A 17,342-nucleotide genomic window follows, 5' to 3' on the forward strand; every position below is an offset into this window, starting at 1 on the left:
TCCATTTCTATGCTTGAACGAATCCGGTATAAGTGAAAAAATCGATCCCTGCGAATGATAGGCTGATTTAGCTTTTTACATCCTCAGCCTAAATTTTTTCTTACTCTTACTTCATTCCGGTCCTAACATAATTACGGATATGAGAGCCAACACTTTTCATATGATCCGTAATTGTAGAATTTAGATCCTCTAAAGACTTTTGATTGATCTCCGGTAAAAGTTTGTCTTCTGAAAAACCCTTTAATAAATTAGATTCATCTATCAGAGTATCAATTCGATCGGAAATATCGTAACTTTGTTTTGATACAACGTTTACAATATAGGAATTATCGTATTTACCATAATTATTATCCAAATCAGTTTGTTTTACGCTTTGGATAAAAGGATGAGTTAACACCTTATTTCTATAAGCATTTCTTAATGTACTAAAATGGTATTTTTCGATAGTCGTGTGCCTGTTTGCGATCCTATCGATTGCTTCATTTTTAGCGTTTTCAAATCCGAAAATTGCTTTTAGATTGATCCAAAGCATACTGATTGTACCAAAATTTGGAAGAACCCTGGAATGATAAGGCTGAGTAAGATCCACAACATAATGCATTCCCCAACCTAAAAATCTATATCCCCAATATGTATGTCCGGTTTGGAAAGCATAACGAGAGAGTGTCATAAACTGATGCACTCTATATTGAGGATAGGTGCGTGTCAAAAATCCCGCTGCTGCAAAGATGATTGGAGATTCGTGATAATAACCTATATGAAAAGGCACTTGAGTTGCATAATAGATCCTAGAATCTCCAAAAGATTGTATTCCAAAACCGTAATCTTTTCCGAAACTTTCTCCATTATCCTCAAATAAATTTAGATCTAATCCGAAATCAGGTTCATCTCCTGCAGTTGCAAGTACCTCTATTGGGCTTACAAGTTCACCTATTCGAATATCATAAAATTCGTAATCTTGTTTTAGGTCCTTCTCCCCATAGATGCTAACTGTCATTGGGTTCGATTTTTTTCCAGGAAGAGGATATCCTGGAAGATTTTGTAAAAAATAACCTAACGGTGTTCCGGTATTTAGTCTTAGTGCTCTTAGGAAATGATTACGGATTGTTTTTCTATCTCCGCCCTTGAATACGAGTTCTTTAGGAAGAGGTGCATGTTTATCATAGTTTAGATTTGCCTCCTTCTCCATATCCCTCATAAGAGGGATGAGTTTGTCTTGCTCTTTAAGTAAAAAATCTTCGAGTGATTCTACTTTTACCTTAGGTGTAGATACCAATTCTGGCATAGCTTCGAGTGCAGGTCGGTTGAATAGAAAGTGATTCCACCATGCTTCTGCAGGTGTGGCAAACAAACCAAGAGAGGAAATACAGATTAGACTAGAATAATATTTGAATTTGAGCACACCAAAGTATTTTCAATAAGCAAGAGAAGTCAACACAAACTGGAAAGTTGTTGAGAAGAAGAAAAGCTTCGTGATGATCTGTAAAATCTCTCACTCAAACAGGAACAGATGGAAAACATCCTAGTTGAATACGTTTATTTAATTTTGATCATTCTCGGATTGGTTTTGATTGCCAATAGACTTGGACTTGCATATCCGATTGTTCTTTTGATTGGAGGACTTGTTGTAAGCACAATTCCATTCTTCCAAAATATTACGATCACGCCAGAACTTGTTTTTCTAATATTTCTTCCTCCGTTACTTTATGAAGCTGCTTGGCAAATTTCTTGGAAAGAATTTTGGAAATGGAGAAGGATCATTGCAGGTTTTGCATTTCCAATAGTCATTATCACTTCTTGTGTAATTGCTTTAATATCTACTTCATTGATCCCTGGGTTTACATTAGCGATTGGATTTTTATTAGGAGGTATAATCTCTCCTCCAGATTCTATTTCTTCTGTTACTATCATGAAACAGACAAATGCTCCTAAGTCTGTGGTAAGTATCGCAGAAGGAGAAAGTTTGCTGAATGACGCTTCTTCTTTGATCGTTTTTAGATTTGCTTTGGCAGCTGTGATTACTGGGCAGTTCAATCTCCAAGCGGCAACTTTTAGTTTTGTTTGGGTAGTGATCGCTGGTTCACTGATTGGTCTTGCCGTAGGTTTTGTATTTTATGGAATTCATCGCTGGCTTCCACTTACTCCAAGTATTGAAATCGTTTTAACTTTTGTGACTCCATATTGTATGTATTATTTGGCGGAACATTTTCATGTTTCTGGAGTTCTTGCGGTCGTATGTGGAGGGCTTCTTCTTTCCAGTAAACGCCAAGGTCTTTTGAGTTATGTGAGCCGCATCCAGGGTGAAAATGTTTGGAATAGTATCGTATTCATTATGAATGGGCTTGTATTCTTGTTAATTGGTTTACAGTTGCCTTCAATTGTAAATCAGCTAGGAGATATAAGTTTAACAAGTGCCATTATCTATGGACTTCTGATCTCATTTGCTTTGGTTTTCATTCGGGTCGTCATCGCACTTTGTACTTCCGGTTTTACTCGGATCATGAGTAATTTTATAGAAGTAACAGAAGTAAATCCTGGTTGGAAGATCCCAATTGTTTTAGGATGGGCGGGGATTAGAGGAGTTGTATCTCTTGCTGCGGCACTTTCTATTCCATTATATACAATTGGAGAAACTCCATTTCCGTATCGAAATTTGATCTTGTTTATCACATTCATAGTGATCTTGACTACTATGATCTTTAATGGACTGACTCTTCCTTGGCTTATCCGAAAATTGAATGTAATGGATTTTCAAACTCCTGTTCCTGTACATAGACAGGAAGTGATGATCCAGAAAAAATTGGCAACAGAGTCACTTCATTATTTAGAAGATAAAAATAAAACAGGTAATCACAAAAATAAACATCTCAAAAATTTGATTTCTCGTTTGAAAACTGAATTAGGTTATTTTGAAGAAGAGCTAAAGGGAATGTCTGGAACTCATAGGGGAGAAAGAAAGGAATACGGAGATGTATATTTGGAACTTCTTCAATTCCAGAGAGATGTTTTGAATGATCTAAATCACGATTCCGGATTCGACGAAGAAGTGATCCGTAAATACCATGCTCTCATCGATATAGAGGAATTTAAGACCAGAGAAAGTGATTGATTATTGTTCTTTCTCCGGTCCTAAGCTTATCCGCAGTGGATCATTTATTTAAAACAGGCGCCGTTAAATTTTTATTCTGAGAATTATCGTCGTCTGCATTTACATCTATTCCACCGGCTGCATCTGGTTTTTTAGAATTAGAATAATCGAATATATTGAAAGGTTGGATCTCATCGTCTTTAGGCAATTGAGAATTTTTCCAGCCACCACCCAATGCTCTGATCAATCTAACAGATGCTCTGTTTAATTCAGTTTTAACCAAGATTGCATCTATTCGAGCGTCCAGAGTATTTACTTGAGCGTATATCAATTCCAAGCTATTACTTAAACCCCCTTTATACAAAGCCATTGTCATGTTTTGTACTTGAGAGGCTGCTTCTACAGCTTGCTCCTGTCTTTGGGATTGTTGGGACATATAAGTAGTTTCTGTAAGTCCATTTTCTACTTCCCTAAATGCGTTCAACACTGTGGAGCGATAGATATCTTCTGTTTCTCTGTAAGCAGACCATGCTTGTTGCAATTGAGCTCTACGATATCCACCTTGAAAAATTGGAAGAGAAACTGTGGAGCCATAAGACCAAAAACTATTTGCAAGTTGGACTAAGTTAACTCCACCCTCAAATCCACCTCCTGCACTAAACGAAATATTAGGAAAGAATGCTGCACGAGCTATTCCAATATTACGGTTTGCGATTGCCATTTTTCTTTCCATCGAAGCAATATCAGGTCTACGTTCTAGTAAAGTAGAAGGAAGGGTATTTGGCACCTTAAATGTAACAACATGCACTTCTTCTACTGGAGGGATAGAGAATCCAGTGGGAGCTCTATTAAGTAGGATCGCAATTGCATTCTCAGTTACTCTCATCTTAGATTGAATATCTAAACGTTTTGCTTGAGTACTGGAAAGAAGATACTGAGCTCTTTGCACATCCAATTCGGGAGCTATACCTCCCTTGTATCTTTCATTCACAAGATTTAAAGATTGCTCATAAAATTCTATGGATTGGCGGTAGGTTGTATCCTGAGCATTCAAACCTCTAAAGGTAAAATAATCAGCAGCAAGTTCCGCTTGTAAGCTCAATCGTGCTAAAGCAAAATCAGCGGCAACGGATTGTGCATTATAAATTTGTGCTCTTGTTGAGTTTCTGATAGAAGACCAAAAGTCAGGTTCCCAAGAAGCAATTCCTCCTAAGGAAGCAGTCCCTTCTTGATTTGCTTCTCCAGCTCCCCTAAAAAGTCGATCGTCTGATTGCCTGTTATTCGAGCCACTTAATCCGACTCCAAGATGAGGGATTAATTGAGAACGGACTTTAAGCATCGCATCTCTTGCCTGGATAAATCTTTCTGCGGCAGCTTGCAAATCTGGATTCGCAGCGATCGCTTGTTCTTCTAATTTATTTAATACAGGATCGTTAAAAAGTTTCCACCAATCTGCTTGTATCGCTTCTCCTTCCGAAGGATTTGCTTTTACGAAAGGACCAGATCCGCTCCAAGAATCCGGAACTACATAGTCCGGACTTAAATATTTAGGAGCGAGATCAAAGGCAGGACCATTCAAACAAGAAACCAATAAGACTGCCAATGGCAAGAGTGAGATCCATCGTCCTAAGACGATGTTTCTCCCTTTTGTTTTATATATTTTTCGAGATCGGTTCATTTGGATGCTACTGGTTCATGTTTTGAATCTTCTTTTTTTGAAGAATTCATATCTGAATATCCGTTTCTTGGTTCTACGACTCTTACTTGATCACCTTCCAATAAAGAAGCAGAAGGATTATTCACGATTCTATCGCTCGTGCTAACTCCATCTCTTACTTCAATTATAGAATCTATAATCTTATTCACAGTGATTGGTTTGAAATGTACCTTATTGTCTTGGGTGACAGTTGCAACTTGGGTACCGTTTTCATCAAATACCAAAGAACTGGAAGGGATTGTTAAAAGATCCTTTTTAACTGGAGCAGTGAGAGTGACTTGTGCATAAGAACCTGGCCATAAAGATCTGTCCTTATTATCTATCGTGAATTCTGCAATTACAGTTCTCATGTTCAGATCGAAACCTTTAGAGATAGTAAGAAAGTTTGCTATAAATTTACGATTTGGGAATTGTTGCACGGTGAGTTCGGCAGCTAATCCAGGTTTTAATAAGTAAGCGAATGTTCCGGGAACAGATACGAATAAACGCATTTTATGGATATCCGCCACTGTGAATAGGTTAGAAGGAGTTTTGCTATCATCAATATTCCCTTCTTGGTTAACATAATCACCTACGTTGATATTTCTTTGGATCACAACTCCTTTGAAAGGAGCAACTATCGTTTTAAAATTGATCCTGGCCTTATATTTATCCACATTCTTCTCTGCAGATTTCAGCTTTGCTTCTTCTGAATTTTTATCTGCCACTGCTACAGAAATAGACTGTTCCGAAACTGCATGAGAACTTCTTAATGCTAGATATCTGTCTGCAGTAACCGCTGCCAGTTTGTATTTTGCTTTTTGAGAATCTAGATCTGCTTCTGCTTGTGCATATTCTGCGTCCAATGCAGGAACCTTGATACGAGCAAGTACGTCTCCTTCGTTTACTTCTGCGCCATAGTCTTTATACCACATCTTTACGTAACCAGGGACCTGAGCATAGATCACAGCCTCATACCATGCGCGAACTGTTCCTGGAAGAGTAATCGTTTCCAAAGGATTGGGGGGTGTAGGGCTTACTACGGAAACATTCGGAATGGATGCTTCCAAGGCTTCCTTTCGGAATTCTTCTGCGCTATGTATTTGTTGATAGAATATATAGCACAGGAATATAACTCCGAATGAGATAGAAGATAGTGTTAAAAGTTTCTTTTTAGGTACTGTTGGAATCATTTGGAACTTTCCTTTTGAATTTTTGCACGGTTGTTATAGATGATCGCATAGATACAAGGCACGAAGAATAGTGTCGCGAATGTAGCAACAGCCAATCCTCCGATCACTGCTCTGCCCAATGGAGCATTTTGGGAGTTACTTATGGACATAGGGACCATTCCTATGATCATCGCAGAAGCAGTCATAAGCACTGGTCTAATCCTGGAATATCCAGCTTCGATAGCGGCTCTTACTGCATCTCCATGAACTTCTAAACGGTCTCTTGCATAAGAAACTACTAATATAGAGTTCGCAGTCGCAGTTCCCATACACATGATTGCTCCAGTTAATGCAGGCACTGAAATATATGTGCGTGTGAGAAATAGGGACCAAGCAATCCCTGCTAACGCTCCAGGTAAGGCAGTGATGATGATGAACGGATCCGTCCATGATTGGAAGTTCACTACGATCAAAAGATAGACCAAAAGAATTGCTACAAAGAGTCCGCCTATCAATTCTATATAAGCGCTTCTCATTGTTTCTGCCTGGCCAAGGATCTCAATTGCTGCTCCTCTTGGGAGTTCGCCTTTCATAGAGTCCATGATCTTTTGAGCATCGCTCAAAACTCCTCCTAAGTCTCTACCTTCTGCAGAAACATATACGTCAATGAGAGGCAAAAGGTTTTGGTGAGTTACTAAACCTGGAGTTCCGGTCGGCGTGATATTTGCTACGTTACCTAATAGTTGTATTCCATTTTCTGTATTATCTTGTAGGTCTCCTCGATTGACAGGAACAGTAAGTAAATCTTCTGTCCTTCTCATTTGAGGTTGAGGCACATAGATATTGATCTGGTAGGAAAGACCGGTTTTACGATCCATCCAATACTCTTGGTCTATCTGCTGGCTTCCTGAAGTTGCGAGTAACATATTTTCTGCAACTGATTTCATTGGAAGATCAACGTTAATCCCTAAACTTCTATTTCCATCTACGAGAAGAGTAGGTGTGCTCATTGTTTGTTGGATTACAACATCTGCTGCACCTGGAATTGTTTTCAATTTACCTTGGAGTTTTTGAGCAAATTCAAAGTTCTTTTCCAGATCCATTCCATTGATCTGAATATCAATTGGAGAAGGTGAACCGAAGTTTAGGATCTTTGAAGTCAAGTCCGCAGGTTGGAACGTGAATACAGTTCCTGGATAAAGTTCGTTTAATCCTTTTCTGAGAGTCTGTCTGTAATCCCAAACAGGAGATTCTTCATCCTTTAATGAAATTGTTAAGTCGCAATCTTGAGAACCGATTGTAGGAGTAGGAATGAATGCAAGGTTATGGGGTCCTACAGGAAGACCGCAGTTACTCAAGACACTCTCTACCTTGCCTGGAAGTAATTTTTTAATATCTTCCGAAACCAAAGTAGCAATCCTTCCGGAAACTTCTATCCTGGTTCCTAAAGGTGCACGCATATGCATCTGTAAGGTCCCAGCCTTGATCTCAGGAAAAAAGTCTCTACCATTCATATAGAATAGAAGAAGGGAACCGGTTGCTATCGCTAAGAATATCTTCACAAATCTTTTACGATCTGCTATTACTTTCTGTAGAAGAATATAATAACGTTCTCTGAATTCAGTGAAGTTATGTTCGAATCCTTTTTGAAAACGTATTAAGAAATCGACCCATTCCGTAATGAAAGCAAAACGAGAGTTTGTTTTCTTGGTGCTAGTATATGTAATATGTTTTGCAGCCGTCTTAGAATGAGATCCGTGTTTACCGTTTTCAGGAGAATGATGAGCCGTTAGCAAATATTTTGCCATGGTAGGAACAAGAGTTCTGGAAAGAATGAAGGAGGCGATCATTGCAAGCGCCACTGCTTCTGCCATTGGTTTGAATAACCAACCGGAAACACCACTCAATTGAAAGAGAGGGAACCAGACGATTACAATTGCAAGAGTTGCTACGAATGTTGGAATTACTATCTCGTTAGCAGCATCAATGATCGCTGTCTCCAATGGTTTACCCATTTCAATATGAGTATCAATATTCTCTATCATCACCGTAGCATCATCCACAAGGATCCCCACGGCTAAGGCAAGACCTCCTAAGGTCATTACGTTGATAGATTCTCCTATCAAATGAAGGCCTATGATGGAACTTAAAAGAGACAGAGGAATAGATGTCGCAATAATCGTAGTCGCTCTCCAGGAACCTAAAAAGAGTAATACCACAAGTCCTGTAAGAGCCGCAGCCAATACCATTTCGTGAACAACATTCTCAATAGAATCCTTAACGAAAACGGAAGCATCGTTTAATAATTTGATCTCTACGTCGTCCGGAGAGATCTCTTTGATCCTTGGCATGGTCTTACGAATTCCGTCTACAACATCCAGAGTGGATGCATCACCACTTTTCATCACAACGATCAATACGGATTGTTTTCCGTCTACGAGAACTGAGTTCATTTGAGGAGGGCCGCCTAATGCAACACTTGCAACATCTCTCATGAAGAATGTGCTATTCCCAACTCTTTTGATTGGAATATTATTAAAATCTTCTACATGGATTGGGATTGCATTTGTCATTACCATCCAGTCGGTCTTACCGATCTTCTGGTCTCCTGCAGGTAACACAGCACTTTGTTCATTGAACGCCTTGAATACGTCCATCGGTGAAAGGTTCCTAGACAAAAGTTTTTGCTTATCTAGAGAGACAAGCAATTGCATAGGAGTTCCTCCATAAGGCTGAGGAATGATTGCGCCAGGAATTGTAACTAAAAGAGAACGTATCCTCATGAATGCGAGGTTATAAAGTTCCGCAGGAGTCATCTTCTCAGATGTAACTTGGAGCATCGCGACCGGAACAGAAGACGCCTCCAATCTCATGATCATAGGCGGAGAAATATCCGGAGGCAAGGACGTGACTACTGTCTGCGAAATCGCAGCCACCTCCGCTTCCGCACCTGCAAGGTCTGTATGAGGTTGCAATTCGATATTGATAATGCTACTTCCGTAATAGGATCTGCTATTAATACTTTTGATCCCTTCTACAGTACTAGTTAATGCTCTTTCAAAAAAGTAGGTGATCCTTCCCGCAACATCTTCCGGAAGCATACCTTGGTATCCCCATACTACCGAAATCACCGGTATTTTGATGTTTGGAAAAACATCTGTAGGGGCCTTGAAAATGGATTGTATCCCGAAGAATAGGATTAGAATAGCGAGGACCACGAAGGTGTAGGGTCTTTTTAGAGCAATGAGAACGATTTCATTCATTTTGTTTCCTCATATATTAGTATCATTTAAGATGGAGAAAATCGTCCCGGTTTATAAGTTTGGACAGGATTATTGAATGATCAATATGTCTAGAATAAAAGTATTTCTAATTTGGATCCTGATTTTAGGGATTTCTGCCCAGATCTATTCCCAAGGGGATGAGAAGAAGGTAGGGCATCTGAGGATCCAGGACTCGGACCAAACTCACTGGAAGCAGATAGATGATTTCTCAGTACTGCTCGATTGGGGGTTTTATCCTGAACCGATTGATCTACGCTTTCGGATAGGCAATTTGCCAGAGGAATCCAAAACAGAGTTTTTGATCTTTCCTTGGAGTCTTTTGGATTCTGTTCAGGTTTGCGATCTGAAAGGAGACTGTTTACAGGCAGGTTTTATTCATCCGGTGAAGGAATGGCTGATCCCAGGGATATTCCCCGTTTTTCCTCTCCGGAAATTTCTGGAGGAAAGCCAAGAGATCAATATTAGGATACAGTCTAGGAATTATATACTTTCAGAGGTTCGTTTAGTAAGCGCAGAAGAGTTATATTCCATTTCCACAGTTTACTCAGGGATTGTATTTTCACTTCTGGCACTTGTGATCGTTCAGATTGCTTACTTAATCAATTCTTATATTCGTCTTCGTTCCAAATGGATCTTGTACCAGATCCTCTTCTCCTTTGGTATGGGGCTTACATTCTTATTTGTGTCAGGGATAGCTTCTCGTTATCTCTTTCCAGGTTTTGGTTTCCCTCTTTCTTTAGGGAAGAAGATCATGATAGGATACCTGATCATTTCAGGCACTCTTTGGGTTTCTCATTTTTTAAAGATCAGGCAGAATTTCAAACCAGTTTGGTACTTTTATAATATAGTAAATATTCTGACTGCGATCATGATCGCTTTAAGTTTTACTCAATTCCCAAGGCAGTTTATTTCCAGATCCTTTACAATATTCTATTTGGCTGTAACAAGCACTGCAATCGTTCTAAGTCTTGTTGCCACAAGACGAAAAACAATCCAAACACGCTGGTTTGTATTTGGAATGTTCTCTTTACTTGCGATAGAATTATTAAATATCATTTCATATAAGGCATTCTTTTCCTTCGATGGAAAAAGTTTCTTATTCTTTATAGCATTTTTCGTTCCAGTAAATATATTCCTAACAAGTCGTTCCGTTCGGACTCGAATCAGAGAATTGGAATATGAGATTTCTTTAAGAAGAGAAGAACTTAGGAATTTCCAAATCGATAAGACATCTTCAGACATATCAGGAAAGAAAAAATCTACGATCGTTGGGATCAATGTAGACATCACATTGGCTCGATTGAACAAACTTTTGGATGAGGACAAGATCTATTTAGAAGAAGAATTGAGGATCAGCGATCTTGCTGCTGTGTTGGGATTATCAGTGCATCAGGTTTCGGAACTTCTGAACCAAGTGTTAAATATTTCTTTTCCCGACCTGCTTAAGAAATATAGGATAGAAGAAGCTAAACGGATTATTCTAAACGATCCTTCTGCAAATATACTGGATTTGGCGTTCTCTGTTGGTTTTCAATCTAAGTCCTCCTTCTATGATACTTTCAAGAAACATACAGGGCTAACTCCTCAGGAATTCAAAAAATCAGCTTCGCCAGATTCTTCTGAAGAATAATTTGATTTGTAGGGATAATGGAAGAAGTTCCGAAAAAGAAAAATCAGATTCTCTTTTTCGAAACTATTGATTAATAGATCAATACCAGTTGATCAATTCAACTTCTGTAGAAGGGCTGGACTCTTTTACAAGTGCCTTAAACTTTTCAGTATCACTTAATCCGTCTTTTCCGCGGTAGTGGTATGGATACACAACTTTAGGTTTAAAGTCTTTCACTGCGTCTGCAGCTTTTTCTACGGTCATTGTATAAGGTTGATTCATACAAAGAAATGCGATGTCAATATTCTTCAGAGCTCTCATTTCTTTAATATCTTCAGTATCACCGGAGATATAGATTGTCTTTCCACCAAACTTGATGAGATAACCATTTCCTCTTCCTTTAGTATGTTTATCCAAATGTTCTTTGGTAATATTATACATAGGAATAGCGGAGAAGTTTATATCACCTACTGAAGTGGATTGTCCATTTTTCAAACGAGTGATATTTGTATATTCTTTGGCTTCTTTCGCAACAGCTTCCGGAGCGATGATCTGAGTTTCCTTGGTTGCGATCTCTCCTAAAGTTTTTAGATCCAGATGATCAGGGTGAATATCTGTGATCAGGATCAAATCCGGTTTTTTCAGATCCTTATATTTTTCTCCTCCCCAAGAAGGATCCACATAGATTGTCTTATCGCCAATTGTCAGAACTAGACTTCCATGAAAGATTGGCTGGATTTGGATAGAAGTTTTAGAACTTGGGATCTCGATTTTAGGTTTTGGTTCTGTTGTTGCGCAGTAGGCGAGTGTAAAAGCAAGGACAAGGGCGGTAATAATTCTCTTACCTGGAAAAAGTTTCTGGATGGATTGCATAAGTTCTCCTAATTTTCGATCCAGAATATTTTTCTTTTAGAGGTTTGTAAAGATAAGTACATCTATAGACCGAAGGTCAATATAGTATGATTCTCTAAAATTCTTTTTAGGAATGCCTCACTATAAAGGCATTCCTAATTCAAATAAAGTTTATCAATAACAGGAAGAAGATTGAGGAGTACTTGCTACTACAGTATTGTAATGAAGAGAATAATTTCCAGTGATCGACTGGGTTCCTTCTTTACCTGCATTTTCTCCAATAATCCAAGTATCCGATTTCGGAATACCACCTGCTGCGTATGCCGCAATATCAGTAGTCGCATTTCCATAGGCACGAATAATATCCAAGCCAACGGTATTGCGCAAATAATTGATATAATCAGTTTTGTAAGCCTGAACATTCGCACCTAAATAATCAGAACTAGGATGGTAATGCCAAGACTTCATTCCTTTGGAAGGGAACCATTCGCGAGTATCTTTTGTATTCCAATAAGGACGGCCGGTTAAATAAACGATCTGATATCCTTTATTACGATATGCATTCACAGTTTCGGGAGCATAGTAATAAGCGTCCGCAATTTTGATACCTGCATAATCTGCAAGAGCTTCAAAATCGTTTGTGGTCAAGGTTCCGTCCACATCGAACAGAACAGTTTGGCGACCAGGATCAGCCACAGTTAAATAACCATCAGCACTAGACAGATCACCTTCTACCACCATACGAACAATATAATCACCAGTTGCACGAATGCCTAAGTTCGCAGTGATTTTTCCGTCACCATTCGTAGTATAACGACCAACATAGGTCCAACCACTCATCGCAGTTCCATAGATATAAACATGAATGTATTCACCTTCCAAATCTTTGTGAAATACAGCGTCATAATCAAATTTACCAACCATAGTTGCATTTGATCCTGATTTCACGATCGTATCATAAACCATATGATAAGGTACATACAAACCAGCTAAGATAGTATTTCCGAAATTTCGAAAACTTCTTTTGGTAGGTTTTGAAAAACTAGGTGGATTAGAAGGAGTGGTGTAGTCCGGACAATCTGCCCAAAGGCCACCTGAGAACGCAGTTAAGCACAAGGCTAACAAAAAGGATCGCATAGGGATCTCCAAATATTTTTTTCATCTTAAAGTTCTTTCGAAAAATTTTTGTAAACTGATTACAAAAATTATCCAAACAGCGGCGAATATATTGGAGTTAGATATGCAGAGCAAGAAGAAACTAAAAATACGACTGTGACAATCTGCAGAAATATAAAATACGAATACATGATTGAATGAGATGCAACTGTTATAAATAAATTATATATGTCATATATAAGAAATATATAAAGAATAAAGATTGCCATACTAATTTCAGTTCGAAACCAAACTGTTTCGCGTTCTACTTTTTTATTTAAATTCATATCTATAACTTCCGCCGAAATAAGCTCTTGCTCCGTGATATGCAGAACAAGAAACTTCTTCTACCTCTATTCTATTTTGAAAATATTCGAATTCCAATAAGCAACAATCAGGATCTTCTGATTTACAATCCTTGGTAGAAGCCCAGGTCCATTTGCCTTCTTTGGTTGGAGTCCAATTTCCGCTCACTTCTCCTAAATGAGCTGTAGGACCTCTAACAACCTCGAAAGAAAATTGGATATCCTTAGTCGATTTATCCCTGAAAAGTTTTAAACTACCTCCGAAACCATCCGTATAGGAACCCAATCCTTCTTTAGAAGCTGTGCCGAATTTCCAAACATGATTTAAATATTTAGTTCTTTCTGCAGTCGTTCCAGTTTTACAGATAATTGTTTCTATACCAGATTCATCCGAAGCATACATAGGTCCTTCGCATACCCCATCTCTGTATCCGATCCAAAGAACTTGCAATTTTTTTAAATCTTCTTTTTGCGATTCCGATAAACCGTCTCTTATCTTTTTATAAGTCACATTCAATTCTTTGTCTGCTGTCTGGTATTCCTTAGAATAACATTTTTTCTGATCATTCTTGTTTTTGATCTTAGAGCAAGGATCTACGGGTTCGGATGACTTGGAAAAAATAGAAAATGTAATTAAGAGTAGTGAAGTGGAGGAAAGTAGAAGGCGCATGAAGGAATTTTATCGAACAACGGTCTATGGCAATAATTTTTCTGATAAAAAATCCAAAAACATTCAACCAAATGGTTGACTCATTTGTTGGTCTATGTTATGCATTTAACCATATGGTTGAATCCAGGAAATACGACCTCAATTTGATCTTCCAGGCATTGTCAGATCCTACAAGAAGAGCAATGCTAAAAAGCCTTTCTAAAAAGGAGAGGGTGATCACAGAAATCGCAAAACCGTTCGAAATGTCATTAGCTGCTGCTTCTAAACATATTAAGGTTTTGGAAAAGGCAAAGTTAGTGAATAGAAGAAAGGAAGGTTCCTTCTCCTATTTAAGCCTGAACGGAAAGGCGATGATGAGTGCGGATAGATGGATACAATATTATAAGAAATTCTGGGAGGATCAGTTGGATTCTCTCAAGGAACTGTTGGAGGAAATAGAATGAAAACAGCAGAATACAAACTGCAAATATCTAAGTTTATCAAGGCCAAAAGAGAGAAGGTCTTCGAAGCCTGGATCAACCCTGAAATTATGAAAAAATGGGGCTGTCCTAAGGAATTAAGCATCGGAGAGATCCAGATGGATTTTAAAGTAGGAGGCAAATTTAGGACCTCTATGCTCGGTAATGGAGATGTTTATATCGCTACAGGGATATATCAAGAAATCATATTAAACGAAAAACTTGTTTTTACTCATAGTTGGGAAGGACCGGACCAAGGTAACACTCTTGTTACAGTTGTATTTAAGGACAAGGGAGAAGGAACTGAAGTATTCCTGACTCATGAAAAACTTTCTAACGAAAGTTCTATGGAAGGTCATAAACAAGGTTGGATCAGTACATTGGAAAACCTTGAGCTTCAATTCTCTTGAGAAATATTATGGCTTTAAGAAAATACTTAGGAAGTTGTCGTTGTAAAAAGGTCCGCTTCGAGGCTTGGATAGATCTGGCCCAAGGAACCTTTAAATGTAACTGTACGAGTTGTGTAAAAGGAAGATTTTGGGGAGTCTCTGTAAAACCTGAAAACTTTAAATATTTGGACGGAGAGGAAGAGCTTACCGTATATTCGACTCGGATCGACGGAATATTTTGCAAACATTGTGGAGTAGGTATCGGTGGATGGGGAGATGTTCCCGAAGCGGGTGGTAAAAATATCGCTATCAATCTGGGCGCGTTGGATGATCTAGACCCTAAGGAATGGGCGGGAGCTCCAATCAGCTACTATGATGGATTACATGATCGCTGGGACAGGGAGCCAGAGTTTATCTCACATCTTTAAAGATTAGTATATCATAGAATTGGCAGAAATGCTTCTTGCCAATTCGTTTATCATTTTACGAAATAAGAAATTCGATGCCTAAAACGAATTTCGACATTCTTTGGATCATTCTTTCTTCGGGATTGGTATTCTTTATGCAAGCCGGGTTCTTATGTTTAGAATCCGGGCTAACGCGAACTAAGAATTCGATTAACGTAGCCATTAAGAATATTACAGATTTTGGTATTGCTACTCTCGTTTTCTATTCAATCGGATTCGGGCTTATGTTCGGTGCAACTTATAATGGTTGGATTGGAAAGGATATGTTCTTTCCTGATTTTTCAAAAACAAGTCCAGAAACTTCTGTTTTCTTTTTATTCCAACTCATGTTCTGCGGGACCGCAGCCACTATAGTTTCTGGCGCTGTTGCAGAAAGAATGAAGTTCGGTGCCTATATCATTGTTACTACAATCATTTCTTCTTTGATCTATCCGATTTTCGGACATTGGGTTTGGGGAAGAGATCTACAAGATTGGAATCAATTCACAGGTTGGCTTGCTCATCTTGGTTTTATGGATTTTGCTGGTTCTACTGCAGTCCATAGTGTTGGTGGATGGGTTGGGCTTTCTGCGATGATACTCATTGGAAACAGGACCGGAAAATATGGCAAGGATGGTTCTGTCCGAAAGATAACTGGGCATAATCTTCCGCTTGCTATGCTTGGAACATTAATACTTTGGTTTGGTTGGATAGGATTTAATGGGGGAAGCACTCTTGCTTTCACTTCCGAAGTTCCAAAGATCATTGTAAATACAATGTTTGCTGCTTCTGGAGGAATGGCTTCCAGTTTGATCTATGGTTGGATCCGTTTAAAATATGCAGAAGCTACTCTTCCTTTAAACGGAACATTGGCTGGCCTTGTTGCAATCACTGCTCCTTGTAATGCGGTTAATTCTATTGAATCACTTTTGATTGGACTAGTTGCAGGAATTCTAATGTTCGAAGCAGGAGTTATTTTAGATAAGCTGAAATTGGATGATGCGGTGGGAGCGATTCCTGTTCATCTAGTGTCCGGTATCTGGGGCACCTTGGCAGTCGGATTTTTTGGAGATCTCTCTATTTTAGGTACTGGACTGGATAGAAGTACCCAGATTTTAATTCAGTTACTTGGTGTTGTTTCTTGTGCGATTCTTTCTTTTGGAGTAAGTTATCCTCTTCTTTTTATTATCCATCGTTTTTATAGCCTAAGAGTTTCTCCCCAGAATGAATACCAAGGCCTGAATTATACAGAACATAGAGCCACTACTGAGCTAATAGATCTATTTTTAGAAATGGAATACCAGAAACAAACTGGGGATCTAAGCCAGGATCTTTCTATAGAACCATTTACGGAAGTAGGACAGATTGCAGAAAGATATAACTTGGTCTTGGATAAGATCAGAACCAATATTAAAGAAAAAGAAACTTTAGCCGTAGAGTTAGAACATAACCTAAGCTTACTACAAAGTGATCTATCTACCGCTAGAAAGATCCAATCTGGGATCATTTCCCAAGAAGATAAGCTTACGGGAGATTTGGAAATTACAGTAAGATATCTTCCTCTTACAGAAGTCGGGGGAGATTTTTTTGATATAATGGAACTTCGTCCTGGATTGACCAGAGTATTTCTTGCAGATGCAACTGGGCATGGTGTGCAGGCTGCACTCTTGACTATGGCGATCAAAGCAATTTATGAATCCTTAAAGCGCGGGATTTATAGTGTTACTGAAATTTTATATCATTTAAACAATGAATTCTTACATACATTCAAAAACCTGAATCAATTTTTTACCTGTATCGTGGTAGACATAGATACAAATATGAATTTGATCCGATATTCTTCCGCGGGACATGTGCCTCAATATTTGATCCAGGACAAAGATATTCACTCATTGGAAAAAACTGGAAGGATCATGGGCGTTATCCCGAACACTAAATATACTTCCAATGAGATACAATTTACACAAGATTCTAAGGTAATACTTTTTACAGATGGTCTTTTTGAGCAATGGAACTCTCAAAAAGAAGAGTTTGGAGAAGAAAGGGTAGAAGCGATCATAGGAAATCTAAAAGGAATTCCTATTGGAGAAGGGATCGACCAAATATTAAAAAAGTTAGATGAATTTCTTGATGGATCTCCCAAACAAGATGATATTTCGGTTTTAGGGATCAGTAGAAAAACCAAAAAATAGAAATTTACATCCTATTTATAAACTTG

13 protein-coding genes are annotated in these 17,342 nt (G+C 38.5%); 6 read left to right on the forward strand and 7 right to left on the reverse strand.

The window, feature by feature from the left end; all coding sequences use genetic code 11:
• Positions 1–106 precede the first annotated feature (106 nt).
• Positions 107–1,402 (reverse strand): phospholipase C/P1 nuclease family protein, encoded by a 1,296-nt coding sequence (locus CH362_RS07795; protein ID WP_244280520.1) that lies wholly within the window; start codon positions 1,400–1,402, stop codon positions 107–109.
• 108 nt (positions 1,403–1,510) lie between these two features.
• Between CH362_RS07795 and CH362_RS07800 the strand changes: the two genes are divergently transcribed.
• Entirely contained in the window at positions 1,511–3,109 is a 1,599-nt protein-coding gene (locus CH362_RS07800; RefSeq protein ID WP_100709808.1) for a Na+/H+ antiporter, read from the forward strand.
• Positions 3,110–3,149: 40 nt separating this feature from the next.
• Here CH362_RS07800 and CH362_RS07805 read toward each other — a convergent pair whose 3' ends face one another.
• The 3 genes from CH362_RS07805 to CH362_RS07815 form a co-directional block, all read right to left on the reverse strand.
• Positions 3,150–4,697, reverse strand: coding sequence for an efflux transporter outer membrane subunit (locus CH362_RS07805; RefSeq protein ID WP_244280521.1), 1,548 nt, complete (start codon positions 4,695–4,697; stop codon positions 3,150–3,152).
• 65 nt (positions 4,698–4,762) lie between these two features.
• Complete coding sequence (locus CH362_RS07810; protein WP_100709810.1) at positions 4,763–5,977, reverse strand: efflux RND transporter periplasmic adaptor subunit; 1,215 nt, start codon at positions 5,975–5,977, stop codon at positions 4,763–4,765.
• Positions 5,974–9,219, reverse strand: a complete 3,246-nt coding sequence (locus CH362_RS07815) for an efflux RND transporter permease subunit (RefSeq protein WP_100709811.1) — start codon at positions 9,217–9,219, stop codon at positions 5,974–5,976. Before CH362_RS07815 ends, CH362_RS07810 begins: the two co-directional genes overlap by 4 nt.
• Before the next feature lie 85 nt (positions 9,220–9,304).
• Between CH362_RS07815 and CH362_RS07820 the strand changes: the two genes are divergently transcribed.
• Positions 9,305–10,870, forward strand: a complete 1,566-nt coding sequence (locus CH362_RS07820; protein WP_100710230.1) for a helix-turn-helix domain-containing protein — start codon at positions 9,305–9,307, stop codon at positions 10,868–10,870.
• 78 nt (positions 10,871–10,948) lie between these two features.
• Here the strand turns inward: CH362_RS07820 and CH362_RS07825 are convergent, their stop codons facing one another.
• The 3 genes from CH362_RS07825 to CH362_RS07840 all read right to left on the reverse strand — a co-directional run bounded on the left by CH362_RS07825 (position 10,949) and on the right by CH362_RS07840 (position 13,831).
• Positions 10,949–11,722, reverse strand: coding sequence for an MBL fold metallo-hydrolase (locus CH362_RS07825; protein ID WP_100709812.1), 774 nt, complete (start codon positions 11,720–11,722; stop codon positions 10,949–10,951).
• A gap of 153 nt (positions 11,723–11,875) precedes the next feature.
• Positions 11,876–12,838 (reverse strand): lipin/Ned1/Smp2 family protein, encoded by a 963-nt coding sequence (locus CH362_RS07830; RefSeq protein ID WP_100709813.1) that lies wholly within the window; start codon positions 12,836–12,838, stop codon positions 11,876–11,878.
• 291 nt (positions 12,839–13,129) lie between these two features.
• Complete coding sequence (locus CH362_RS07840) at positions 13,130–13,831, reverse strand: lysozyme inhibitor LprI family protein (protein ID WP_100709815.1); 702 nt, start codon at positions 13,829–13,831, stop codon at positions 13,130–13,132.
• Positions 13,832–13,857: 26 nt separating this feature from the next.
• Here CH362_RS07840 and CH362_RS07845 point away from each other — a divergent pair, with 26 nt between their 5' ends.
• The 4 genes from CH362_RS07845 (at position 13,858) to amt (ending at position 17,316) form a co-directional block, all read left to right on the forward strand.
• Positions 13,858–14,274, forward strand: a complete 417-nt coding sequence (locus CH362_RS07845; protein WP_208859559.1) for an ArsR/SmtB family transcription factor — start codon at positions 13,858–13,860, stop codon at positions 14,272–14,274.
• Complete coding sequence (locus CH362_RS07850; protein ID WP_100709816.1) at positions 14,271–14,699, forward strand: SRPBCC family protein; 429 nt, start codon at positions 14,271–14,273, stop codon at positions 14,697–14,699. The genes CH362_RS07845 and CH362_RS07850 overlap by 4 nt, the downstream gene beginning before the upstream one ends.
• 8 nt (positions 14,700–14,707) lie before the next feature.
• Positions 14,708–15,106, forward strand: a complete 399-nt coding sequence (locus CH362_RS07855; protein WP_100709817.1) for a GFA family protein — start codon at positions 14,708–14,710, stop codon at positions 15,104–15,106.
• A 74-nt stretch (positions 15,107–15,180) separates the two neighbouring features.
• Positions 15,181–17,316, forward strand: a complete 2,136-nt coding sequence (amt, locus tag CH362_RS07860; RefSeq protein WP_100709818.1) for an ammonium transporter — start codon at positions 15,181–15,183, stop codon at positions 17,314–17,316.
• Positions 17,317–17,342 lie beyond the last annotated feature (26 nt).

Source organism: Leptospira saintgironsiae (genome assembly GCF_002811765.1).
GTDB lineage: Bacteria > Spirochaetota > Leptospiria > Leptospirales > Leptospiraceae > Leptospira_B > Leptospira_B saintgironsiae.